The sequence below is a fragment of the Asticcacaulis currens genome (genome assembly GCF_028550395.1).
In the GTDB taxonomy this organism is placed as follows: Bacteria; Pseudomonadota; Alphaproteobacteria; order Caulobacterales; family Caulobacteraceae; genus Asticcacaulis; species Asticcacaulis currens.
Genome location: NZ_JAQQKW010000004.1, coordinates 197,274 through 213,994, shown reverse-complemented (window position 1 = coordinate 213,994; position 16,721 = coordinate 197,274). Strand labels below are relative to the sequence as shown.

Annotated in this window: 17 protein-coding genes; 11 read left to right on the top strand and 6 right to left on the bottom strand. The window is 62.7% G+C overall.

What is annotated here, in order from left to right; translation table 11 throughout:
- Position 1: 1 nt before the first annotated feature.
- On the bottom strand, positions 2-286 hold the full coding sequence (bufA2, locus tag PQU94_RS08540; RefSeq protein WP_013481134.1) for a BufA2 family periplasmic bufferin-type metallophore: 285 nt from the start codon (positions 284-286) through the stop codon (positions 2-4).
- Between the two features lie 188 nt (positions 287-474).
- Between bufA2 and PQU94_RS08535 the strand changes: the two genes are divergently transcribed.
- From PQU94_RS08535 to PQU94_RS08515, 5 genes are all read left to right on the top strand, one after another.
- Positions 475-762, top strand: a complete 288-nt coding sequence (locus PQU94_RS08535; protein ID WP_272741040.1) for a BufA1 family periplasmic bufferin-type metallophore — start codon at positions 475-477, stop codon at positions 760-762.
- A gap of 1 nt (position 763) precedes the next feature.
- Complete coding sequence (gene bufB / locus PQU94_RS08530) at positions 764-1,594, top strand: MNIO family bufferin maturase (RefSeq protein ID WP_272741039.1); 831 nt, start codon at positions 764-766, stop codon at positions 1,592-1,594.
- Positions 1,591-2,346 carry an HvfC/BufC N-terminal domain-containing protein gene (locus PQU94_RS08525; protein WP_272741038.1) on the top strand — a complete coding sequence of 252 codons (756 nt, stop codon included), beginning with the start codon at positions 1,591-1,593 and terminating at the stop codon, positions 2,344-2,346. Before bufB ends, PQU94_RS08525 begins: the two co-directional genes overlap by 4 nt.
- Positions 2,343-2,783, top strand: coding sequence for a DoxX family protein (locus PQU94_RS08520; protein WP_272741037.1), 441 nt, complete (start codon positions 2,343-2,345; stop codon positions 2,781-2,783). The genes PQU94_RS08525 and PQU94_RS08520 overlap by 4 nt, the downstream gene beginning before the upstream one ends.
- A gap of 101 nt (positions 2,784-2,884) precedes the next feature.
- Entirely contained in the window at positions 2,885-5,650 is a 2,766-nt protein-coding gene (locus PQU94_RS08515) for a TonB-dependent receptor (protein WP_272741036.1), read from the top strand.
- 84 nt (positions 5,651-5,734) lie between these two features.
- Here the strand turns inward: PQU94_RS08515 and PQU94_RS08510 are convergent, their stop codons facing one another.
- Complete coding sequence (locus tag PQU94_RS08510; protein WP_272741035.1) at positions 5,735-8,803, bottom strand: TonB-dependent receptor; 3,069 nt, start codon at positions 8,801-8,803, stop codon at positions 5,735-5,737.
- 227 nt (positions 8,804-9,030) lie between these two features.
- Here PQU94_RS08510 and PQU94_RS08505 point away from each other — a divergent pair, with 227 nt between their 5' ends.
- On the top strand, positions 9,031-9,576 hold the full coding sequence (locus PQU94_RS08505; protein ID WP_272741034.1) for an RNA polymerase sigma factor: 546 nt from the start codon (positions 9,031-9,033) through the stop codon (positions 9,574-9,576).
- The gene (locus PQU94_RS08500; protein WP_272741033.1) at positions 9,561-10,484 is read left to right on the top strand and encodes a FecR family protein; all 924 of its coding nucleotides are present in this window, start codon (positions 9,561-9,563) and stop codon (positions 10,482-10,484) included. The genes PQU94_RS08505 and PQU94_RS08500 overlap by 16 nt, the downstream gene beginning before the upstream one ends.
- A 24-nt stretch (positions 10,485-10,508) precedes the next feature.
- Here PQU94_RS08500 and PQU94_RS08495 read toward each other — a convergent pair whose 3' ends face one another.
- Both PQU94_RS08495 and PQU94_RS08490 read right to left on the bottom strand, forming a co-directional pair.
- Positions 10,509-11,273 (bottom strand): SDR family oxidoreductase, encoded by a 765-nt coding sequence (locus PQU94_RS08495; RefSeq protein WP_272741032.1) that lies wholly within the window; start codon positions 11,271-11,273, stop codon positions 10,509-10,511.
- A 33-nt stretch (positions 11,274-11,306) separates the two neighbouring features.
- Positions 11,307-12,101 carry an SDR family NAD(P)-dependent oxidoreductase gene (locus PQU94_RS08490; protein WP_272741031.1) on the bottom strand — a complete coding sequence of 265 codons (795 nt, stop codon included), beginning with the start codon at positions 12,099-12,101 and terminating at the stop codon, positions 11,307-11,309.
- A 122-nt stretch (positions 12,102-12,223) separates the two neighbouring features.
- Between PQU94_RS08490 and PQU94_RS08485 the strand changes: the two genes are divergently transcribed.
- A complete protein-coding gene (locus PQU94_RS08485; protein WP_272741030.1) occupies positions 12,224-13,165 on the top strand; it encodes a GlxA family transcriptional regulator in 942 nt (313 codons plus the stop codon).
- A gap of 13 nt (positions 13,166-13,178) precedes the next feature.
- Here PQU94_RS08485 and PQU94_RS08480 read toward each other — a convergent pair whose 3' ends face one another.
- Positions 13,179-14,357, bottom strand: coding sequence for a zinc-dependent alcohol dehydrogenase (locus PQU94_RS08480; RefSeq protein ID WP_272741029.1), 1,179 nt, complete (start codon positions 14,355-14,357; stop codon positions 13,179-13,181).
- 280 nt (positions 14,358-14,637) lie between these two features.
- Between PQU94_RS08480 and PQU94_RS08475 the strand changes: the two genes are divergently transcribed.
- Positions 14,638-14,823: a hypothetical protein gene (locus tag PQU94_RS08475; RefSeq protein WP_272741028.1), complete on the top strand. Its 186-nt coding sequence runs from the start codon at positions 14,638-14,640 to the stop codon at positions 14,821-14,823.
- 54 nt (positions 14,824-14,877) lie between these two features.
- Here PQU94_RS08475 and PQU94_RS08470 read toward each other — a convergent pair whose 3' ends face one another.
- Positions 14,878-15,123 carry a hypothetical protein gene (locus PQU94_RS08470; RefSeq protein ID WP_272741027.1) on the bottom strand — a complete coding sequence of 82 codons (246 nt, stop codon included), beginning with the start codon at positions 15,121-15,123 and terminating at the stop codon, positions 14,878-14,880.
- Here PQU94_RS08470 and PQU94_RS08465 point away from each other — a divergent pair.
- Entirely contained in the window at positions 15,010-15,447 is a 438-nt protein-coding gene (locus PQU94_RS08465) for a YciE/YciF ferroxidase family protein (protein WP_272741200.1), read from the top strand. The two genes, PQU94_RS08470 and PQU94_RS08465, sit on opposite strands and share 114 nt — an antisense overlap.
- A 155-nt stretch (positions 15,448-15,602) precedes the next feature.
- Entirely contained in the window at positions 15,603-16,712 is a 1,110-nt protein-coding gene (locus tag PQU94_RS08460) for a Fic family protein (protein WP_272741026.1), read from the top strand.
- Positions 16,713-16,721 lie beyond the last annotated feature (9 nt).

Below are 16,721 nucleotides of genomic sequence, written 5' to 3'. Positions count from 1 at the left end.
TTTAGCCGATATCGCCGATGACGCCACCCTGAGCCAGGCATTCCTTGGCCTTGACAGCCTTGAAGCCATGACCCTTGCAGACGTTCTGGCCCTTGCACTCGTGCGTCGTCGTAGCGCAGTCGGCCGTGCCTTTGCAGGTATTGATGCCATAGCAGTGGACGATGTCGTCGGCGGCCACGGCGGCGCCCTTGCTGCCCGCAGGGGCGGTGGCGGCGGTGGCGAAGCTGGCGGCGGCCATAAGGGCGGCGGCGGACGCGATGATGGCGCCGGTTTTAACAGTGATCATAGTGGCCTCTCTGAATAGGTGCAGTGCCGGTGTGGCATGAGGGAGTACGCGACGGGCCGCAGGGAGGTTACACGGTTTGGCATTTATTTTTTTCTTATTTTTTTGTCCGCCCTCTCTGTAACCTTTGTTTGGGCCCCCGCGTACCTCCTGCCAGACGCACTGAGGCGTCGTCTCGCAAGGAGAACCCCATGTCTGTTTCCCGTTCGGGTCTGGCTGTCGCCGCCGCCCTGTCCCTCGCCGCCGGTGTCGCCGTCGCCGCTGATACCAAGAAGCCCGAAAAGGCCCCTGCCGCCAAGGAAGCCTGCTACGGCATCGCCAAGGCCGGGCAAAACGACTGCAAGGCCGGTCCGGGCACGAGCTGCGCCGGCAGTTCCAAGGTCGATTACGACGGCAAGGCCTTCAAGCTGGTCGATAAGGGCACCTGCGTCACCATCAAGACGCCCAAGGGTAACGGCTCTCTCACGCCGAAGGCCTGATATGACCATCGGGGCGGGGCTGGGCTTGAAGCCGCAACACCATACGGAGGCGACGGGCGACCGCCGCCCCGGCCTGTGGTTTGAGGTTCACCCCGAAAACTACATGGTCGAGGGTGGCCCGCGTCTTGCGGCGCTGGAACGGGCCCGCGCCGAGCATCCCCTGTCCCTGCACGGGGTGGGGTTGTCTCTGGGCGGCCCCGATCCGCTTGATGCCGCGCATCTGAAGCGCTTTCGCGCCCTGATCGACCGCTTTACGCCCTTTGCGGTGTCCGAGCATCTGGCCTGGTCGCGCTTTGAGGGTCAAAGCGTGCCGGACCTTTTGCCGGTCTTGCGCACCACAGCGGAATTACAGCGGATTGCCGAGCGCATCGACGCGGCGCAAACGGCGCTGGGGCGGGCTCTGCTGATCGAAAACCCCAGCCATTATCTGAACCTGCGCGGCCACGACTATGAGGAAACCGATTTTTTGAGCGAACTGGTCCGGCGCACCGGCTGCGGCCTGCTGGTCGATCTCAACAATGTCTTTGTCAGTGCGCGCAATATCGGCATCGACCCGCAGACGTGGTTAGGCGCTATCCCCGCTCAGGCCGTAGGCGAGATTCACCTCGCCGGGCACAGCGAAGACCCGGTACGCGGTGCGCAGCTTCTGATCGACAGCCACGATCGCCCGGTCGCAGACGGCGTGTGGGCGCTGCTCGATGCCGCGCTTGACCTGTGGGGACCGCGCCCGGTCCTGATCGAACGCGACGGTGAGGTGCCCGCCTATGCCGAACTGATCGCTGAGCGCGAACGGGCACAGTCGGTTTTGCAGCGGGAAAGGGTTGCCGCATGAGCGCCTTTCATCAGGCCTTTGCGGGGGCGCTGGCGGGCGACACGGACGCGCTTTCGGCGTGGCTGGAAACGTCTGACCGACCGACCGTGGCCGTCTATCGCAATACGATTATGTCGGGGTTGGTCGAAGCGCTTGAAGCGGCCTTTCCGGCTGTGGGGGCGGCGCTGGGCTCTGACAATTTCCATCAGGTGGCCGCGGCCTTTGCGCGCGACCAGTACCCGGCCCATCCGATGCTGCACGATTATGGGGGCGGGTTTGCCGATTGGCTGGCAGCGCAAGATGCCCTGTCCGACATGGACTGGCTGCCCGATCTGGCGCGGCTCGACCATTTACGACTTGGCGTGCTGAACGCCGCCGACGTGGAGGCCACACCCTCCGAAGGGTTTGCCCGTCTGTCGCCCGAGGCCCTCAGCCACGCCCGCGCGCGCCTTATCCCGTCTGCGCGGATGATCCGCTTTGACACCACCCTTCTGAGCGTCTGGGACGCGCTTTTAACCGGCGAAGGCGAGGGACTGGAGCGACGGCCTGAGCCGGAAACCCTGCTGGTGCGTCGGCTCGGTGAAGGCGTCGAGGTGCGATGCCTCACCCCCGAGGTCGCGGCTTTTCTCAGCGTCTGTGCCGAAGGCGGTACGCTGACGGAGGCCGCAGAGGCCGCTATGGCCAGCGACCCCGCCTGCGATCTTACGGCCCTGTTCAGTCATGTGCTGGGCCTCTCCTGTCTTCACCTCTCAACCGAAAGAAACTCCCTATGACTCGCAAACTCACCGACTGGATCAATGCGCCCGCCCAACTCATGGCCAAGCTGCCCGAAGACGTCATCGCGCTCATCACCCGCTTCGGCGTGGCGGCCATCTTCTTCAGCTCGGCGCGTACCAAGGTCGATGGCCTGTTCCACATCACCGACGGTACCTACGTGCTGTTTGAGCAGGAATACGCCCTGCCGCTGATCCCGCCGCACGCCGCCGCCGTGGCGGCGACCGTCTCCGAACACCTGTTTTCGATCCTGCTGGTGCTGGGCCTGTTCACCCGTTATTCGGCGCTGGCCTTTCTCGGCATGACGGCGGTCATTGAAATCTTCGTCTATCCCGATGCCTGGCCGACGCATCTGAGCTGGGCGGGGCTTCTGATCTATCTGATCGGGCGCGGCGGCGGGGCCTTCAGCCTCGATCGGCGGCTGGGGCTGATTTAATTTGTGAAGTTTTCATTAAGTTTCGGCGTGTCTCCCGCGGGGCGGCGTCCCTTGGCTTGAGAGGGCGTGCTGTATGCCCTCAGCCTTTAGGGGATACTGGCATGAAATTTTCCACCAAACTGATGCTGATGGCTTCGGCCATGGGGCTGGGCATGGGCATGGCGGCGAGCGCCGTTCAGGCCGAAGAGGCGACCAAGGCCACCGAAGCGACCACCAAGGACAATGGCAATGTGACCGAAGTCGTCATCTACGCCAACCGTTCGACCGCCACCTCGGCCCAGATGAAAAGCGCCAACACCATCAGCGTGATGTCGGCCGAAGACCTTGAGCACACCGCCGTGCACAACGTCGCCGAAGCCCTCGCCCTGCTGCCGGGCGTCACCGTGACCAATACCGGCAACTCCTTCTTCGGCGGCGTGGACGGGGCCTCGCGCGGTGAAGGCATGTTCGTCGGCGTGCGCGGCATGAACACGGAATTTACCCTCGCCCTGATCAACGGCGTCAATGTCGCGCAGGGCATGCCCTATTCGCGTCAGGTTCAGCTCAGCCTTCTGCCGCCGTCGGGCCTGAAGACCATCGTGGTCAACAAGAACTCGACCGCCGAAATGGACGGCGACGCCATCGGCGGCACGGTCGATTTCCGCACGCCTTCGGCCTTCGGCTTCAAGGACGGCTATATGTCTTTGGCCCTGTCGGGCCGCGTCGAGAGCCGCGCGCGTGACTATGGTGAAGACGGTCTGGGTGGCGGCGTCAGCGCCGAATATGCCCGCCGTTTCGGCAACAACCAGCAGTTCGGCTTCTACGGCAGCGCCTTCTACGACAAGCGCAACTACGCCAACTCGATGATTGCCGGCATCATGACCGCGCAGCAGGACGGCAGCTGGGCCTATCTGCACTCGGCGACCAATACGTCGCAGGGCAGCAATCCGGCGGGCTTCGACAAGGAAGCCAATCTGGCCCAGACGGGTCTGAACGTCGGGGTTTCGACGGGCTTCACCGAGCGTTACGGCGGCAACTTCTCGCTCGACTGGCGCGCTGACGATACGCTCGATATCTATCTGCGCGGCTCCTACGCCTATGCGGAAACGCACCAGAATTCGACCCTGTCGCAGTTTGTGCCGGACAACAGCCGCGTCCTGAGCGCCACGACCGGTCTTTACGACCTGAACGTCACCAAATTCTCGGTGCGCGGCTGGTACGAAACCAACCCGGAACAGGCCGATCTCGGCACCATCACCCTCGGTGCGGTGAAGCGCGCTGGCAACTGGACCCTGTCACCCTCGATCTTCTATTCGGAAGGCGACAACGACCGTCCGAACCACATCGAAGCCTCGATGCGCGTCAACCAGTCGGACAAGTACAACAGCGGCCAGAAGGTGGACTATAGCGGCCTGTTCATCGGCTATAACAGCGATGGCTACCCCATCCCGATGCTGACGCCGACCATGGCCAACCTGACCAACAATTCGCTGACCCTGCTGCCCGCGCGTCGCGCCGGTCAGCTGACGCAGCAGTTCTCCGGTCAGGAAAAGATGGGCGGCCGTATCGACGCCCAGTACGACTTCGACGGCGGCAACCTCGCCTACATCAAGACCGGCCTGAAGTATGTCGCCAGCCACCGCCGCGTCATCAGCCGCGACTGGACCAACGACCATCTGGCCAACTATGTCGGCAAGTCGGTGACCTGGTCGGAAATGGGTCTGGCGTCGGACTATTTCGACTCGATCTATCCGGGCCTCTATACGTTCCGCGCCCCGAAGGTCAATCAGGACCGTCTGTTTGAAATCTTCTACAAATACTTCCCGATGGCCACCGCTCTGGCCGATCAGGACTATCTGAACGGCGACACGCTGAAGGGCGATGAAAACGTCGCCTCGGCCTATGTGACGGGCAAGTACGACTTCGGCGCGCTGGAGGTCATTCCGGGCCTGCGTTTCGAGCACAGCGACGTCAAGAACACCTACTGGAACACCACGAACAAGGCGTTTGAGTCGAATTCAACCAAGTATAACGAATGGCTGCCCAGCCTGTTCGTCAACTATCGTCCGGAAGCGGGCGGCGTCTATCGCGCCTCTCTGACGCGTGCCTATATGCGTCCGGCCATGGTTCAGCTTGGCAACAAGACGACGGTGTCGGGCGTCGGCGGCGACTCGTTGTCGATCACGCAGGGCAATCCGGACCTGAAGACGCTGAAGTCGTGGAACCTCGACCTGTCGGGCGAGTGGTCGAACCGCGAAGGCGGCTACGCCATGGTCGGTGCCTTCTACAAGAAGCTGACCGACTATATGTACGACAACGGCTCGACCCAGGTGAACACCGACCCGGCGACCGTGAAGAACGTCACCTATAACGGTAAGGTCTATGACTCGATCACCTACGTCCACCCGACCAATGGCGGCGAAGGCACGGTGAAGGGTCTGGAAGTCCAGCTTTATCAGAAGTTCGGCATGTTGCCGGGCTGGCTGTCGGGCTTCGGGGCCGGTGCCAACTTCACCCGTCAGTGGACCGAAGTCGATATCGGCAAGGGTGAAAAGCACCAGATCCAGAACGCTCCGGAATATCTGGCCAACCTGCGTCTGAACTACGCCTGGAAGGGCCTGACGGTGGACCTGAACCACAACTATACCGGTGAATCGGTCATCGCCTACAACAACGTGGCGGGTCTGGAACTGTGGACGCGTCCGGCCAAGCGGACCGACCTGCACGCCGGTTATGATTTCGGCAAGGGCCTGAAGCTCGACCTGTCGGTGTCCAACCTGTTCAAGGACTATTCCTACTGGGCGCACGTCGGCAAGAACAGCCTGGCGATCAACGACATCGTGGACTCCGGTTCGACGACGCTCGTGACGCTGAAATATACCTACTAAGCCTATCCCCCTCAGGCGTATCTCCAGACGCCTGAGACCTGACCTCCGGCAGCCGCAAGGCTTCCGGAGGTTTTTTTCGTGTGATCAGTAAGCGTATCTCAGGCTGAGCGACAGGCGCTGCCCGGAGTCGATAATGTCCGACAGGGCCAGACTATCCTTGCCGACGTGCGCCCAATAGCTGTAGGCCCCGGTGAGATTGGTCGCCGACAGCGACAGGCGCAGATGCGGCCGGACCTGCCAGTCGGCGGCAAGGTCGAGCCGGGTGGCGGGCCTGACCCACACATTGTCCCAGTCGCCGGGGGTGTAAAGCGCGTTATAGCTGGCGAGATAAGCCCCCGTATGCTGGGCGCTCAGGGTCAGGGTTGCGCGTTTGTAGCGATAGGTGGCGGTGAGATTGGCCAGCCAGTCCGGCGCGTTCTGCATGGCGATCTTGCGGCCCAGTTCGTCGCTGCCCAGATCGACGTGCGTCCATTGCCGGCTGAGCGTGCCGCCCAGCGACAGGGTGCCGCCCGCCAGCGCCCAGTCGTGGCGCGCCTCGGCTTCAAGCCCCTGCGCCACGCCCTGCCCGCCATTGCGCGGGCTCAAAGATCGCAGGTCCACCGTGCGGCCAAACAACAGCTCCGACCCGCTGCCGCCACTGTCGAACAGATAGTGTTCCAGCCGTTTGGTATAGGCTCCGAAGCTGTAGCGCGTGCCGCCGGGGCTGCGCCCTTCGACGGCCAGATCGAGATTGAGCGCCGTCACGGGTTTCAGCGCCGGATTGCCCTGCCGCAGCAGGGAGGTGCCGTCATCGGCGGGCTGATAGCGCACACCGCTGCCCAAAAGCATGAAGGCCGGGCGCGTATAACCGCGCCACAGGGCCAGCCGCCAGACGTGAGCCTCATCCGGGCGGTAGTTGAGGCGAAGGCTCGGCAGGCCGACCCCATAGGCCGTGCGGCTTTGCCCCCAGTGGCCCGGTACTTCGGTCACGCCGGCGGGCGGGGCGGGGATGACCCAGAAGCGGTTGTCGATGCGCGTCTGCTCATAGCGCAGACCGGGCGCGATCTCCAGCCGCCCGACCACCCAGCGCGCGCTCAGATAGGCGGCGGCGACGGTTTCGCGGCCGTGCTGACGGTTGCAGTTGTCGTTATTGACCGAAAGCGTGGCGCAGGTATCGAAGCTCTGCGCCGTTACGTAGCGATGAAAATAGTCGGCCAGACGGTCGTGATCGACCTTGGGCAGACGCCAGTCGAAACGGCCCGGAAACACGTCGTCATAATAGCCGCGGATCAGGCCCAGATCTCTCCACGTCACGCCGCCGCGCCCCAGAAGATCGGCGAAATAGGCATTGGTCCAGTCGCGGTCGGTCACTTCGCGCACGCTTTGCGTCCATTTGACGCCAAAGGCCAGTTGACGAAGCGCGCCGGCATCCGCGGTATATTCGGCATCGAAGCGACCGCCCTGACGGTACTGACGGCTGGTCTGCACCGTGAACTGCCCGGCGCGGCGAGCCAGCAGGCGCTCCCCCACGGAATCCAGATCGGCGTACAGCTCAGGCGTCAGTTGCGGCGTCGGAAAGCCGTTCTCATAGCCGATCAGCAACCCTGAAAAGGGGCGTCTCTGGGCCTTGTTATAGCTGTCCATCTGATCGACACGCACCGAGGCTTCGATGCGTTCCGGCCGGTCGCTGCGTCCCTGACTGAAGAAGAGGGACGGGGTGAGGGTCCAGGCCCCCGTCTGGCGCCGCGCGCCCAGGCTGACGGCCGACAGGCTGGCCAGATCGGGATTGGTCTCGTACCACAGGCGGGTCGAGACGCTGCCGACCGACAGGCGATAGCGCCCGCTGCCGTCATCGTTCCAGCTCAGATTGCGCCCGACCGTCTGGCTGAGGGTCGAATTCTGGTCCGTGCGGTTATGGGCGGCGGTGGCGCGCAGCCAGCCTTCCCACCCGCTGTCGAAGCGTCCGGTCAGGGTCAGGACATCGTAGCGCGCGCGGCTTTCGCCCGTCGAGGCGCCGACATTGAGCGCCGTAGCCGTCAGCAGGCTTTGGGGATCGGCCCCGGCGGGCAGGATCCCCTTGGGCGAGTCCGACGACAGATAGGCCCAGCCCGCGTCGTTTTGCGCCGACATAATGCCCGCGATTTCGGAATTGGCGTAGCGCCGCCGGTCTTCGGTATGGCTGAAATAGAGGCCGAACCGCTCATCGCGGCCAAAACGGCGGGTATATTCCACGCCGATACCGCCACCCTGACCGGACGCATCATAGGCGCGGGCGCGACGGTTGTCGTAGGCGGAAACGCTCAGCGAGAGGTGCTGACGGGCGCGGAAGTCATGGGCCGAAGGCGTGCGGAAGTCGATGGCCGCGCTGATGACGTCACCATCCATATCGGGAGTCGGCACCTTGCTGAGCACGATCGACTGAAACCCCGTCGGCGGCAGCAGGTTCAACTGGACGCCGCGCGAATTGGGCAGGCCCTGCGCCAGCGACACACCGTCGATCATATTGAGATTGAATTCGGTGTTCAGGCCGCGAAAGGCACTGAACAAGCCTTCGGCGCGGGAGGCGGAATCGACCCCGCCGCTGAAGGAGCGTCCGGTATTGAGCACGGTAACGCCCGGCAGGACGCCCAGCGCCTCGGTCACATTGCGCGCTGCCGTGCGTTCCACATCGCTGCGCGACAACAGGGCCGTGGCCTGCGGCGCGGCGAGGCTGCCGTCGAAGCGGTCCGTGTCCTGACGCGGATTGAGGATCGTGCGTTGCGCCACCACCACCACTTCGCGCACCGGCTCGGCCGTATCGACGGGCGGCGGTGTCGGTACGGGACGCGCGGCCACAGGGGGTGCCGGTGGCGAGACGACAATAAAGGTGCGGCGGTCGATCTGACGGATCGACAGGCCGGAGCGCGCCAGAACGAGGCGAAAGGCGGCTTCGGGTTCCAGCGTACCGGAGACAGCGGCCCCCGCATGGGCGCGCACCTGATCGCCGGAAAAGAGGATCTGCACCTGCCCCTGTTCGGCCACGCGACGCAAGGCCTGCTCCAGCGGCAGAGCGGGCACGTCGAATCGACGGGGCGCGGCCTGCGCCGCCGGGGCCCAGATCGTCGCGGTCATGACGATCACGGTCATAACGGTGGCCAGGCGTGGCAGATAGATACTGGGCAGGGGCCCGCTCATCCGAAAATGCCTTCACTCACATCCCCACGGGCTTGATAGTCAGACGCCATGATAGATTTATGACGTTTCACCGAACGCCGGTCGGGTGTGTTCGTGTCATCAGCCTGTCATCAAAAGCCTGTTTGACAGTTTTTTTGGCGGTTGAAGCGCACGGCGGCGTTAAAAGCTTTGGGGGCGCTGAGGCTCACAACCGGCGGACCATGTACGGTATCTATGACAGGTGGACGATGAGGCCGGACCCCGAAACCTACCGGGCGGGTAATGCCGCTGCGCAGGTGAGTGGGCTGATCGAGCGGCTGGACGGGCGTTTGCGCCGCTATCTGGGGCGGGCGCTGCGTCCTGACGATGCGGACGACGCCCTTCAGGACATTTATGCGCGGCTGGTGCGACTGGCGCAGCGCGAGCCGCCGCCGGAGTTCAATATTACCTACGTGTTCAAGACCGCTGACAGCGTGATCCGCGACCTCTATCGTCATCGCCGCCGACGTGAAGGCGATCAGCATGTCGAGCTGACGGACAATCTGCCCGAAGACGCGCCGACGCCGTTTGACGAGCTGCGCTGGCGTCAGAATGCGGAAATCTTGCGTCAGGCCATCCGTAAACTCAGTTCACAGGAACGTCTGGTGCTGATGCTGCACCGGGTCGAAGGCCTGAAGCTCACCGAAATTTCGCAAAAACAGGGCATTCCCCTGCGCAGCGTGCAACGTCTGCTCGCCGACGCTTTGGCCAAATGCCGACATAATCTCAAGGACAGCGGATGGTACGAACAGTAATCCCGTTTCAGGGAAAGGGTGCACCGCCTCAGGATGCCGATGCGCTGCGTCTGGTCGAGGCGATGACCGATGCCGAAGAGGGCACGGCGAACGCGAACGGGACGGCAGGCGATGCGTGGGCGCAGCGCGAGCTGGAGGCCGTGTGGGACGCTGTAGGCCTGCTCGATGCGGCGGATTTCGCTGAAGCGCGCCCGCAGCGCACGTGGTGGCCGCTGGCGGTCGGCATGGCGGCGGCGGTCGTTGTGGGGCTCAGCGTGTGGTTTGTCGCCCAGCGCCCGGTTGTCTATGAAACGAAGGTGGGCCAGCGTCAGGCGGTCGTACTGGCAGACGGGTCGCGCGTCACGCTGAATACGGGCAGCCGCATCGAGGTGCGCGGGCGCAAGGTCGATCTGATGCGTGGTGAGGCCCTGTTCGAGGTGGCGCATAAGCCTGATGCCCGCCCCTTCGATGTGCGCACCGATCTGGCGCAGGTGCGCGTCACCGGCACCCGCTTTACAGTACGCCGCGAAGAGACCGGCACCGATGTCAATCTGATAGAGGGCCATGTCGAGGTGCGCGGCCAGAAGTCGGACGCACAGCTTGTGAAGCTTCAGGCCGGTCAGGCGGTAGCGGTGGACCGTGCCGGTCATTTGGGCCCGGTCCATCCGGCGGATACGGCGGGTGTAACCGACTGGCTGGAAGGGCGTCTGACCTTCAGCCGCACCCCGCTCAAAGAGGCGGTGGCCGAGATGAACCGCTATAGCGATCGCAAGCTGATTGTGGTCGATGACCGGTTATCAGCCTTGCGCATCGACGGCGAGTTCGAGGCGGGCAATACGGAGGCCCTCGCCCAGGCCCTGCACGCCCTCTATGGCGTGGACGCGCAGGTGAGCGAGGACGGCATCCGGCTGCGTGCGGCACGCAACTGACGGGTCAGGTTCGCCCTTTCGGGGTCACGCGCCGACCGGTATCGGATTTTCGACAAGGCTCTGGTTGAAGGCTTCAAACAGGGCGTGCTCGTTCGCGCCGGGATTGTCGCGCAAGGGGCGGATCGCGTCCACAAGCACCTCATAATCCTCTGTCGCCAGCGCGCTGAGGGTCTGCGTCACGAAGTCGTTCAGAGGCATGGCCCGGGGATCGCCACTCTTATAGATCAGGTCGGTATCGACCCACGGAGGGGCGATTTCCTGAACGCGGACATTTGTGTTGCGTAACTGAAAGCGCTGCGACATGGCATAGGAATGCAGGGCGGCCTTGGTGGCTGAATAGATGGCATTGCCCGCCAGCGGCACAAAGGCCAGGACGCTGCTGGTGTAAAGGATGGTCGCCTCCGGCCGCGTTTTCAGGTGGTCAATCAGGGCTGAGGTGACGCGGATCGGCCCCAGCAGATTGGTGGTGATCAGGTCCTGCGCGGTCTGGTCATCGACGGGCCCCGATACGTCGTCAAAGGGCATGAAGCAGGCATTGTTGAAGACGACATTCAGGTCGGGATAGGTCCTGATCAGGGTTTCCGCCGCCGTGGCAATGCTTTCGGGGTCGGTGACATCGAGCGTAAGGGCGGCCATGCCCGGATTGGCTTCGGTTACGGTTTTCAGCAGATGTTCGCGGCGGCCGGAAATAATGACCGTGTTGCCGAGACGGTGGAAGGCTTCGGCCAGACCGCGGCCAATGCCGCTGGTGCCGCCGGTGATGAAGATGGTGTTGCCGGTGAGTTTCACAGGATCAGTCCTTATAGGGGGTAGGGGGGTATCTCAGGCCGTCAGGCCAAAGCGCGGGGCCGGGTGGGTGGCCGAAAGTTGCGGACCCAGCGCGCGGCGGGCGGCTTCGAAACGGTCCCACAAGTCAATGTCCTTAAGGGCCGGAATGGTGCTGATCTCGCCCTTATCGAGCCCGGCAAGCGCCGCATCGACCATCTCATCGGCGGGCATCACGATTTCGCTCGGCAGGTGCTCGACCGGCAGGCCGCCCAGCGCCCAGAAGTCGGTGCGCGTGGCCCCGGGCAGGACGGCCTGAGCGCGGATACCCTTGTCTGAAAGCTCATGGTTCAGCGACGTGGTGAAGGCGTGGACGAAGGCTTTGGTCCCGCCATAGACGCCGTTCAGCAGTTCCGGAGCGACGGCGACGATGGAGGCGATATTGATGATCGTACCGCCGCCACGGGCCACGAAGCCGGGCACCGCGGCATAGGTCAGCCGCATCAGCGCCGTCACATTAAGGCGCACCATCGCCTCCATGCGTTCGACATCGCTGTCCAGAAGCGGCGTATGGGTGCCGATCCCCGCATTATTGACCAGAAGCGTCAGGCTGGCGTCTTCGCGCAGCACAGTCTCGACCCGGCGCAGATCGGCCGCGTCGCCCAGATCGGCCGCCAGAACCTCCACCGCGCGACCGGTGCGGTCGGAGATAGAGGCGGCGAGGGCCTGAAGTTTTTCGGTCGTGCGGGCCACCAGAATAAGGTCATAGCCCCGATCGGCCAAACGGTCGGCATAGATCGCGCCGATGCCTGTCGATGCGCCGGTGATGAGTGCCGTGCCTTTGTGGGTCATAGTCGTCTTCCTGTTGAGATGAGCGCACCGTCGCGCTCGGCACAGTCCTTATGGCGCATTTGGAAAATGTCTGATATGACGTAGAAACGACGTTTTTAGGACACGCAAGGCGGATCAGACCCATGCCCCACGTTTCGATGGTACTCACACCGGGTTTTCAGTTTCTGGCGCTTGGCGTTCAGGCGGCCTTTGAGCTGGCCAACGTCCTGACGGCGGAGCCCTATTACACCCTCTCCCTGACCTCGGTTGAGGGCGGGCCGGTCACTTCATCCAGCGGTTTCTGCGTACCGACGACCAAGCTCAGCGAGGGAGAGCCGGTGGATACGCTCCTGCTGCTGGCGGGCCTGACGCCGCCCCCGCAGCAGAGCGAAGCCACCCTTGAAACGCTGCGCGCCGCCGCACGAACCTCACGGCGCGTGGCGGGGCTGTGTACGGGGGCCTTCCTGCTGGGACAGATGGGCCTTCTGGACGGGCGTCGGGCCACCACCCACTGGTCCTATGCGCGAGAGATGCGCGAGGCCTTTCCGGGGGTGCGGGTCGAGGACGACCGCATCTTTATCAATGAGGGGGCGATCTGGACCTCAGCGGGCCTGACGGCGGGGCTGGATCTGGCCGTGGCGCTGATCGAAAAGGATTTGGGCCGCGACATCGCCGGCGCGGTGGCGCGGCGGCTGGTCATGCATCATCGCCGGGCCGGCGGGCAATCGCAGCATTCGGAGCTTTTGGAGCTGGCACCCAGCAGCGACCGCATCCAGAAGGCGCTGATCCATGCGCGTGCCCACCTGACCCACCCCCTGACGGTCGAGGAACTGGCCGAAGTGGCCGCGCTGTCGCCGCGTCAGTTCAGCCGCGCCTTTCGCGCCGAAACGGGCCAGACGCCGGCCAAGGCCGTGGAGCATATCCGCCTGGAGGCCGCGCGCCTTCTGCTTGAAGACAGTCGTCACGGTCTGGAGGCGGTCGCCCGTGAAACGGGCTTTGTCGATTTAAGACGCATGAGGGAGGCGTTCATGCGCGCCTATGGTCAGCCGCCTCAGGCCGTTCGCCGTTCTATGCGCGCGGCCTGAGGCGAGGTCACTTTCAGGGCGTCAGTACGACCTTGATGCAGCCATCGGCCTTGTCACGGAAGGTCTTGTAGAGGTCTGGCGCGTCGTCCAGCCGGCCGCGATGGGTGATGAGGAAGGTCGGGTCAATCTCCCCGCGCTCGATTTTATCCAGCAGGATCGGCATATAGCGGTGGACGTGGGTCTGCCCTGATTTGAGCGTCAGCCCCTTATTGACAAAGGCCCCGAACGGCACGGCATCGAGATAGCCGGCATAGACGCCGGGCATTGAGATGGTGCCGCAGCATCGGCAGGACAGGAAGGTTTCGCGCACCACATGCGGACGATCCGAGGCCAGCTTGACCGCCTGTTTCACCTTGTCGATGACCGCGTCCACCGACCCGTGCCCCGCGGCTTCGGTGCCGACTGCGTCGATACAGCGATCCGGACCCCGCCCGCCGGTCATTCGGTTCAGCGCCTCATAGACGCCATTGGATTCCTCAGAAAAGTCGAGGATTTCGGTCCTGCCATCGGCGGCGGCAAGCGCCAGCCGCTCGGGCACTTCGTCAATGGCGATGACGCGGCCGGCCCCCAGCATCCACGCCGACCTGATCGCGAACTGTCCCACCGGGCCGCAGCCCCAGACGGCGACCGTATCGCCGGGCTCAATATCGGCATTTTCCGCCGCCATATAGCCGGTAGGGAAGATGTCGGACAGAAAGAGGACCTGTTCGTCCGACAGATGGTCGGGCACTTTGAACGGGCCGACATCGGCGAAGGGTACGCGCACATATTCCGCCTGCCCGCCGGAGAAACCGCCCAGCATGTGGGTATAGCCGAAGAGGCCGGACGGCGAATGGCCCATAGCCTTGGCCGCCATCTCCGCATTGGGGTTTGAGCGTTCGCAGCACGAGGTCAGGCCTTTGCGGCAGAAAAAGCAGTCGCCGCAGGCAATGGTAAAGGGCACCACGACGCGATCGCCGAGGTTGAGATTGGTGACCTGTGAGCCTTTCTCCACCACGATCCCCATGAATTCGTGACCGAGGATATCGCCAGATTTGAGACTCGGCATCAGGCCGCCATAGAGGTGCAGGTCCGACCCGCAGATGGCCGTAGAGGTGACCTGGATAATGGCGTCACGCGGGTCGAGAAGTCGGGGATCGGGTACGGTATCGACGCGAACGTCGCCCACACCGTGCCAGCAAAGCGCTTTCATGGTCTGTCCTTGAGGATAAGGGAGAAAGAGGAGTGGGCCGGGGGGCCAATGAAGGGCCGACACTGCGCCCCCTTCTTGTGGAATGCACAGCGGTAGGCCAGTCCACTCCGTTCCTTTTCCCTCAAGACGTGCTTTTAGCGGCTGTTTAGAAACAGGCGAGTCGGCGGAAAAGGCAGAGAAAAATTCTGATTTTCCGTCGTTCTTATAAACCGCTGTTGCCTCACTATTCCGCCCTTACGTCCGCAGACAGACACTGAAACGCGGCAAAGGAGAGCTTATCATGATATCTACCGACAAAGACCTCAAAGAGCCCAAGGGCGGCGGCAATGAAGCCGACAACGCCAATGTGCATGTCGATCTCAAGCCCGGATGGAAGAAGCGGCCGGACCAGTATCCGCAGGCCGGGGAACAGCTCGGTCCACATGATCGCGGCGAAAAACAAGATGCGCGTAAAGGCTCTGATTGACCGCATTCTGATCGGGCGGGTAGGGGGGCGTATTTGTTCCTTCCCCCACCGTCCCTAAACTCGCGGCGTCATCCGACATTCCCCCCTATTGCGGAGCCTGATATGCCGAAGATCAAAACGCTTTAAGACGCCTTTATCCATGAACTGTCCGATATCTACAGCGCCGAAAAGCAACTGACCAAGGCGCTGCCGAAGCTGGCGCGCGCCGCCACCCATCCGCAACTGGCCGAAGGTTTTACCCAGCATCTGGAGGAAACACAGGGCCAGATCGAGCGCATTGACCAGATCGTCGAAGCCCAAGGTCTGAAGCTGAAGCGCGTCAAATGCCTGGCCATGGAAGGTCTGGTCGCCGAGGGCGGCGAAACCATTGAAGAGATCGAAAAGGGTCCGGTGCGCGATGTCATGCTGATCGTCGGCGCGCAAAAGGTCGAACACTACGAGATCGCCGCCTATGGCAGCCTGATCACTCTGGCCGATCAACTGGGTTACGCCGACGCCTCGCGCCAGCTCAAGGAGACTCTGCAGGAGGAAAAGGCGACCGACGAGAAGCTCAACGGGCTGGCCACGTCCGAGGTCAATCGTCAGGCGCTCGAAGCCGCTGCCGAGATTGAACCGGCGCAGTAGGTCCGGTTCATCCACTCAAAACGCTTCGGCCAGAATGATGACGCGTTCATCATTCTGGCTTTTTAGTACCCGTCGCCGCAGGATGATTGATAAAGCTGGATTTATAGATCAAAAAATGCCAACATTTTGATCTATAAATAGGGTGGCTATACATCATGACGTGGAACTGGCAGCATGCGGACTGGCCCCATTTTGTTTGGGACGCGCACACAATGAGGGCTGCCGAGGCGGACTTTCTTCAGGGCGCGGGCGTGGCCTTGGGCGTTGCCAAAAACCTCGCCGACAGTGACCATCAGCAGATCAGTGTCGAAATCTTGAGCGGTGAAGCGGTCGATACCTCAGCTATTGAAGGCGAGATTCTGGACCGGGGAAGCGTTCAGTCCTTTATTCAGCGCCATCTTGGTCTTGACACGGACCGTCGTCGCGTTCGCCCGGCAGAGGCGGGCATAGCCGAGATGATGGTCGATCTCTACACCCATTTATCAGACCCGCTGACCGAAGACACACTGTTTCACTGGCATCGCCTGCTGATGAGCGGACGTGCTGATCTCACTGACATCGGCGCCTACCGTAAAGACGGGGAGCCCATGCAAATTGTTTCCGGGGCGATCTATGCGCCGAAGGTGCATTACGAGGCGCCACCCGCGCTCAGGGTATCTGATGAAATGAAATCATTTCTGGAGTGGTTTTCTCGAACGGCCTCTTATGGTGATACCCCGCTACCTGCCCTGACGCGGGCGGGCGTCGCCCATCTGTGGTTTGAATCGATCCACCCGTTTGAAGACGGCAATGGTCGCATTGGGCGCGCCATTGCCGAAAAGGCGCTGGCTCAAGGCCTTAACAAGCCGGCCATTACCGGTATCGCTGGGCCCTTGCTGCGGCATCGCAAGGACTATTACCTCGCCCTTGAAGCCGCCAGCCGAACCCTTGATGTCGGGGAATGGTTGTTATGGTTCGCCGATAAGGCCATCGAGGCGCAGGCACGCACCCTGCAGCATATCGAGTTCATCATAGCCAAGACGCGATTGTTTGAACGCCTGCGGGGTCAGCTCAACCCCCGTCAGGAAAAAGCCTTAACGCGCATGTTTGCCGAGGGGGTGGACGGTTTCAAGGGCGGTCTGAGTGCCGCAAATTATATGACCATTACCGGCGCTCTATCCGCTACCACTACCCGCGATCTGGCTTCGATGGTTGATTTGGGAGCGTTGATCAAAGCAGGAGAACGCAAAGCCACGCGCTACCACTTAAACCTTGCCGTTACTTAAGCATAAGCA

Bases quoted from the DNA above. Each gene is read 5' to 3' on its own strand.
- PQU94_RS08485 (WP_272741030.1), top strand. From the start codon at position 12,224: ATGCCCCACGTTTCGATGGTACTCACACCGGGTTTTCAGTTTCTGGCG.
- PQU94_RS08475 (WP_272741028.1), top strand. From the start codon at position 14,638: ATGATATCTACCGACAAAGACCTCAAAGAGCCCAAGGGCGGCGGCAAT.
- bufB (WP_272741039.1), top strand. From the start codon at position 764: ATGACCATCGGGGCGGGGCTGGGCTTGAAGCCGCAACACCATACGGAG.
- PQU94_RS08490 (WP_272741031.1), bottom strand. From the start codon at position 12,101: ATGACCCACAAAGGCACGGCACTCATCACCGGCGCATCGACAGGCATC.
- PQU94_RS08480 (WP_272741029.1), bottom strand. From the start codon at position 14,357: ATGAAAGCGCTTTGCTGGCACGGTGTGGGCGACGTTCGCGTCGATACC.
- PQU94_RS08520 (WP_272741037.1), top strand. From the start codon at position 2,343: ATGACTCGCAAACTCACCGACTGGATCAATGCGCCCGCCCAACTCATG.
- PQU94_RS08500 (WP_272741033.1), top strand. From the start codon at position 9,561: ATGGTACGAACAGTAATCCCGTTTCAGGGAAAGGGTGCACCGCCTCAG.
- bufA2 (WP_013481134.1), bottom strand. From the start codon at position 286: ATGATCACTGTTAAAACCGGCGCCATCATCGCGTCCGCCGCCGCCCTT.
- PQU94_RS08510 (WP_272741035.1), bottom strand. From the start codon at position 8,803: ATGAGCGGGCCCCTGCCCAGTATCTATCTGCCACGCCTGGCCACCGTT.
- PQU94_RS08460 (WP_272741026.1), top strand. From the start codon at position 15,603: ATGACGTGGAACTGGCAGCATGCGGACTGGCCCCATTTTGTTTGGGAC.
- PQU94_RS08515 (WP_272741036.1), top strand. From the start codon at position 2,885: ATGAAATTTTCCACCAAACTGATGCTGATGGCTTCGGCCATGGGGCTG.
- PQU94_RS08535 (WP_272741040.1), top strand. From the start codon at position 475: ATGTCTGTTTCCCGTTCGGGTCTGGCTGTCGCCGCCGCCCTGTCCCTC.
- PQU94_RS08525 (WP_272741038.1), top strand. From the start codon at position 1,591: ATGAGCGCCTTTCATCAGGCCTTTGCGGGGGCGCTGGCGGGCGACACG.
- PQU94_RS08505 (WP_272741034.1), top strand. From the start codon at position 9,031: ATGAGGCCGGACCCCGAAACCTACCGGGCGGGTAATGCCGCTGCGCAG.